7 protein-coding genes are annotated in these 4,762 nt (G+C 28.8%); all 7 read left to right on the top strand.

Going from position 1 to position 4,762, the window contains the following annotated elements:
• Nucleotides 1-261: 261 nt before the first annotated feature.
• The 7 genes from B5X62_RS15320 (at nt 262) to B5X62_RS15290 (ending at nt 4,596) form a co-directional block, all read left to right on the top strand.
• Nucleotides 262-714 (top strand): GNAT family N-acetyltransferase, encoded by a 453-nt coding sequence (locus B5X62_RS15320; RefSeq protein ID WP_079668358.1) that lies wholly within the window; start codon nt 262-264, stop codon nt 712-714.
• A 285-nt stretch (nt 715-999) separates the two neighbouring features.
• Nucleotides 1,000-1,254 (top strand): type II toxin-antitoxin system Phd/YefM family antitoxin, encoded by a 255-nt coding sequence (locus B5X62_RS15315; RefSeq protein WP_079668357.1) that lies wholly within the window; start codon nt 1,000-1,002, stop codon nt 1,252-1,254.
• Nucleotide 1,255: 1 nt separating this feature from the next.
• The gene (locus B5X62_RS15310) at nt 1,256-1,513 is read left to right on the top strand and encodes a Txe/YoeB family addiction module toxin (RefSeq protein ID WP_079665345.1); all 258 of its coding nucleotides are present in this window, start codon (nt 1,256-1,258) and stop codon (nt 1,511-1,513) included.
• Nucleotides 1,514-1,828: 315 nt separating this feature from the next.
• Nucleotides 1,829-2,242, top strand: coding sequence for a hypothetical protein (locus tag B5X62_RS15305; protein ID WP_144038416.1), 414 nt, complete (start codon nt 1,829-1,831; stop codon nt 2,240-2,242).
• Between the two features lie 211 nt (nt 2,243-2,453).
• Nucleotides 2,454-3,233, top strand: coding sequence for a hypothetical protein (locus B5X62_RS15300; protein WP_079668355.1), 780 nt, complete (start codon nt 2,454-2,456; stop codon nt 3,231-3,233).
• A gap of 461 nt (nt 3,234-3,694) precedes the next feature.
• Nucleotides 3,695-3,916: a DUF2188 domain-containing protein gene (locus tag B5X62_RS15295; RefSeq protein WP_079668354.1), complete on the top strand. Its 222-nt coding sequence runs from the start codon at nt 3,695-3,697 to the stop codon at nt 3,914-3,916.
• Between the two features lie 5 nt (nt 3,917-3,921).
• Nucleotides 3,922-4,596, top strand: coding sequence for a hypothetical protein (locus B5X62_RS15290; RefSeq protein ID WP_144038415.1), 675 nt, complete (start codon nt 3,922-3,924; stop codon nt 4,594-4,596).
• Nucleotides 4,597-4,762 lie beyond the last annotated feature (166 nt).

Genomic DNA, 4,762 nt, shown 5'->3' with positions numbered 1-4,762 from the left:
TAACCTATAACGCCTCTTATGAAGATATTATGATCTATCGAAATAACGATTAAAAGATGTTTAAATCAAATTTAAAAAGCGACCTACATGGTCGCTTTTTTTGGACATTTCGTTGAAGTATTTTGGACATTTGGATTTGGCGATTCTATTACATATTAAGCCAAATGAACAACACAGAATTTTTAATAAATCAAATTTTGATTTAGAATTCATTGTTATTTCTGAACCAAAATCTCATGGTGATAGAACAAATTTATAAAAATGAAAATTGAAAAAGCACATATTGATGACCATGAAATATTAAGTGAAATAGCATTCAAAGGAAAAAGCTATTGGAATTATGGAGAAGAACAGCTTGAAGCTTGGCGTGATAATTTAACAATTTCGAAAGATTATATCAAAGAAAATAAAGTCTATAAATTAGTTGAGCTTGACAAAACTATCGGTTTTTATTCATTAATATTGATTGATAAGTCGACAATAAAAATTGATTTTTTATTTATGTTTCCAGAATTTATCGGAAAAGGTATTGGTAAATTTTTATTGGAAAGTTCCATTGAAACTGCTAAAAAAATGAAAATAAAAAGAATAGTTTTAGATGCAGATCCTAATGCTGAAGCTTTTTACAAACATTTTGGTTTTGTTACCTATGAAAAAATGGAATCATCCATTAAGAATCGATTTCTACCAAAAATGGAGCTAATAATTCCTTAAAAAAACACTTCTGCTAACATTGTATTGGCAAAATGCGGGGTTAAATGTATAATTGAAAAATTTGAAATATTTAGCCGCCAATATTTTTCAATTCCACATTTTTGCTTAATTTAGTTCCATTGAAAAAATATTGGCTCCGTTTGGTCTGAACTTGAACATTCGTTCAACTTAAGCCCGCACTTCGCCAATACTTTTTCCGTTAACTGCAATAAGATTCCAAAATTCCGCATAGTTTGTAATTTAGAAAATTTGTACATATATTTGTACATATAAAAATACAAAATTATGCTAATTGCAAGTGTTTCTGATTTTAGAAAAGACATAAAATCATATTTAGATAGAGTTGCAAAAAATTTTGAAACTCTAATTATCAATCGCGGAAAAGATTCGGGAATTGTTGTCATGTCTTTAGAGGAATATAATTCTTTGATGGCAACTAATTATGAATTATCATCGAGAAAAAACGAAATGCGTTTGGATTCAGCAATTGAAAAATTGAAAAGCGGAAAATCATTTTCAAAGGATTTAATTGAAGAGTAATATGAAATATACTTTTGTAGACGAATCGTGGGAAGATTATTTGTATTGGCAGAAAACGGATAAAAAGAAATTGAAACGAATCAATGATCTGCTGAAAGATATTTCAAGAAATCCTTTTGAAGGAATTGGAAAACCAGAACCTTTAAAACATAAATATTCAGGATTTTGGTCTCGCCGAATTGACGATGAACACAGATTAATTTATAAATATCAAGAAAATGAAATCTTAATTGCAAAATGTAGATTTCATTACGATTAGAAAAAATTCTTACTGCAGTTAACATTGTATTGGCAAAATGCGGGGTTAAATGTATAATAGAAAGATTTGTAATATTTATCCGCCGCTGCTTTTCATATTGTTTTTTTTCTTAATTTAGACAATCTGAAAAAGCATCGGCTCCGTTTGGTCTGAACTTGAACATTCGTTCAAATTATGCCCGCACTTCGCCAATACTTTTTCCGTTAGCTGCAAGTTTGTCAAAAAAACACCATTTATCCATAGTAAACGATGAAATATTTATTGATTTTAGTTTTATTAATCACTGTTAATTGTGAGGGGCAAAAAAGTAATAAAATGAATAACAAAGATTTTGTTCAAATAGTTAAATCTGATTTAAAAGAATCTGATTTAGAAACTTTTGAATTAGTAGAATTTGGTAAAATAAGAAATGAATCTGCTCCAATGGGAGATTTCTTATCAAGAATGTGGACAAATTTTGGAAAACCTGAAAGTGTTATGTTTGAAGGATTTAATTATTTTATTAAAGACACTAAAACAAATGTAATCTTTTCGGTTTATTTCGGTGCTTCAGGTCCAGGTTATGCTGCGAAAAAAAACGATATTGAAAAAGTTAAACCAAGAATTTATGAATTAGAAAAAATATTAGATAATTCAAAAAATTCAGATTGTGAAGAGGAAATTGAAACAGATTTTGGAACTTATTTATGTGGTGCAAAAAATGGGATTCCTTATGATAAAGAAAAATAAAAAACCTGCAGCTAACATTGTATTGGCAAAATGCGGGATTAAATGTATAATAGAAAGATTTGTAATATTTATCCGCCGCTGCTTTTCATATTGTTTTTTTCTTAATTTAGACAATCTGAAAAAGCATCGGCTTCGTTTGGTCTGAACTTGAACAGTCGTTCAAATTAAGCCCGCACTTCGCCAATACTTTTTCCGTTTGGCGACATTATTTATGGAAGATATATTATCCAAAGAAGAAATTTTATTTATCATTTCAGATTCGAAAAATCCTGATTATAAAAACGATAAATTATTTCATCCAGCTTTTTTAAAAACAGATATTGTTAAAGTTTCCAAAGCAAAGGAGTTAATTTTATTCTATGGAAATAGCGATACTGGTTTCGTGCATATAGAAGAAAGGCATTCAAATTCAATCCAAAAAGCATTTTGGGGAAAAGATAATAAATTAACGAATACTTCAAAATTCCACAAAAGTATCGTACCCTATTATCATTATCTAGAAATTGCGGAAAATATTTTTCAACATAAAAACCTGAATATAGATGATAATAAAAATCCAGAACTGGTAGATTTATATATTGGAGAATTTGAATTTAGTAATGTAAAAGAAACTTATAAATTGGTTCTATATAAAAACACCAAAATTATTCATACATTATATCCCATATCAAGAAATAACAATGTTAAAATAAATACGAATTCTTTTGCGCGAGGAAGTATATCATTGTCGTATAATTTCAAAAATGGAGTAAAAGTATTAAAAGTCCCTTATAAAGATGTGAATAATGAAATCAAATATGAAATTGTAATTAGTTTTTATGAATCTAAAATAGAAAAATTAGTTAGAGTAAATAAATATGACAACGAAGTAGTCGTAAATTTTATTGAGTTTCCAAAATCTAAAGTTACGCATTCCTTACATGACATGTATTTACTTTCGCTACAATATGGAGACTTCACAGAATACGAAAATAAATTCAGAAAATTATAACGTCGCCCAACATTGTATTGGCAAAATGCGGGGTTAAATGTATAATTGAAAAATTTGAAATATTTAGCCGCCAATATTTTTCAATTCCACATTTTTGTTTAATTTAGTTCCATTGAAAAAATATTGGCTCCGTTTGGTCGTTCTTGAATTTTTAGTTCTTCGGAAGCCCGCACTTCGCCAATACTTTTTCCGTTGTACGCAATTATATGACAGTACGTCACATGACAATTTGTCTTAAAATATTCAAATTGGCAGAAAAAATCATAAAATCTTACAGAAAACACGATCGGTATAGTATTTGCATAACAAAACTTTAGTGCTAGTTTCGCACCAAAGTTAGTTTTTCAGCTTTTAAATTCACTGAACTTGACCGTTTGAGAGTGCAAAGGTAAAAATATAAAAAACAAAAACAAATTTTGGTGTAATTTTAACATAATTTTAACAATTTAAAAATTGCATGCATGAAAAAAAATGTACATGTTACGCCAAAAGGAAATAATTGGCAAGTAAAAACTGCAAACAGCAGTAAAGCGTATAAAGTCGTAAGTACGCAAAAGGAAGCAATTAGTATTGGAAGAAATATTGCTACTAATAACCAATCGGAATTATTAATCCATGGAAAAAATGGACAAATAAGGGCTAAAGATTCTTATGGTAATGACAAATTCCCACCAAAAGGTTAATGAGTATGAAGTGTATTATTTCAATTAATCAGTACGCAGATTTCATTAAATCTACTGATGCTAAAAAGCAAAGAATTATTAGGGACCAAAAAAAACCTAATAAATTTAGAATCGCCTACTACCAACTTGCAAAAGCAAGAATTAGGAAAACTCTAACCAATAATGGACAACTAAAGCATATTAATGATGCTTTATCCAATCTTTCTTCAAGAGTTCCCAAAAACAAAAGGCAGATAAGCGATAGACATGTTTCAATCGAAGCTCTAGAAAAATTCTTAAGGTTAAAAATACCAAAAGTTCTCGAGCAAGAAAACATTGAGTTTTTAAATTCAAAACTTTACAAGAATGACATTGACATCCATGGTGTTTCTATAATTGTTGCTCCTGAAATTATTTTTAAAGTAATAATTGATGGTAAAGAGGTATTAGGAGGACTTAAATTACATGTTTCTAAATCAAATTCTTTTGATAAGGAACAACAGCAAGTTATTGCATCAGGAATTTGTCATTATTTAGAAAAAAATGTCGCACAGGATAAACAAATTGTTTTACCTGAATTTTGCATTTCATTAGATATCTTTGGCAACGGTTTTATCACAAATTCTAGTGCAAAAAAAGATATCATTGAATCTTATAAAAAGGAGTGTCTAGAAATCATTAAAATCTGGGACGCCGCGTAAAACAAAACAACTAGCACTACTAACTGAATTTCATTTTTTTTGAGATTCAGTTTTTTTTTATAACTGCGTACAACATTGTATTGGCAAAATGCGGGGTTAAATGTATAATAGAAAGATTTGTAATATTTACACGCCGCTGCTTTTCATATTGTTTTTTTCCTTAATT

Source organism: Soonwooa buanensis (genome assembly GCF_900167905.1).
GTDB lineage: Bacteria > Bacteroidota > Bacteroidia > Flavobacteriales > Weeksellaceae > Soonwooa > Soonwooa buanensis.
Note: the sequence above shows the minus strand (reverse complement) of the source record. Positions and strands in the feature narration are given on the sequence as shown.

Excerpts from the sequence above, each read along its gene's own strand:
- B5X62_RS15320 (WP_079668358.1), top strand. The coding sequence starts at position 262 with ATGAAAATTGAAAAAGCACATATTGATGACCATGAAATATTAAGTGAA.
- B5X62_RS15315 (WP_079668357.1), top strand. The coding sequence starts at position 1,000 with ATGCTAATTGCAAGTGTTTCTGATTTTAGAAAAGACATAAAATCATAT.
- B5X62_RS15310 (WP_079665345.1), top strand. The coding sequence starts at position 1,256 with ATGAAATATACTTTTGTAGACGAATCGTGGGAAGATTATTTGTATTGG.
- B5X62_RS15305 (WP_144038416.1), top strand. The coding sequence starts at position 1,829 with ATGAATAACAAAGATTTTGTTCAAATAGTTAAATCTGATTTAAAAGAA.
- B5X62_RS15300 (WP_079668355.1), top strand. The coding sequence starts at position 2,454 with ATGGAAGATATATTATCCAAAGAAGAAATTTTATTTATCATTTCAGAT.
- B5X62_RS15295 (WP_079668354.1), top strand. The coding sequence starts at position 3,695 with ATGAAAAAAAATGTACATGTTACGCCAAAAGGAAATAATTGGCAAGTA.
- B5X62_RS15290 (WP_144038415.1), top strand. The coding sequence starts at position 3,922 with ATGAAGTGTATTATTTCAATTAATCAGTACGCAGATTTCATTAAATCT.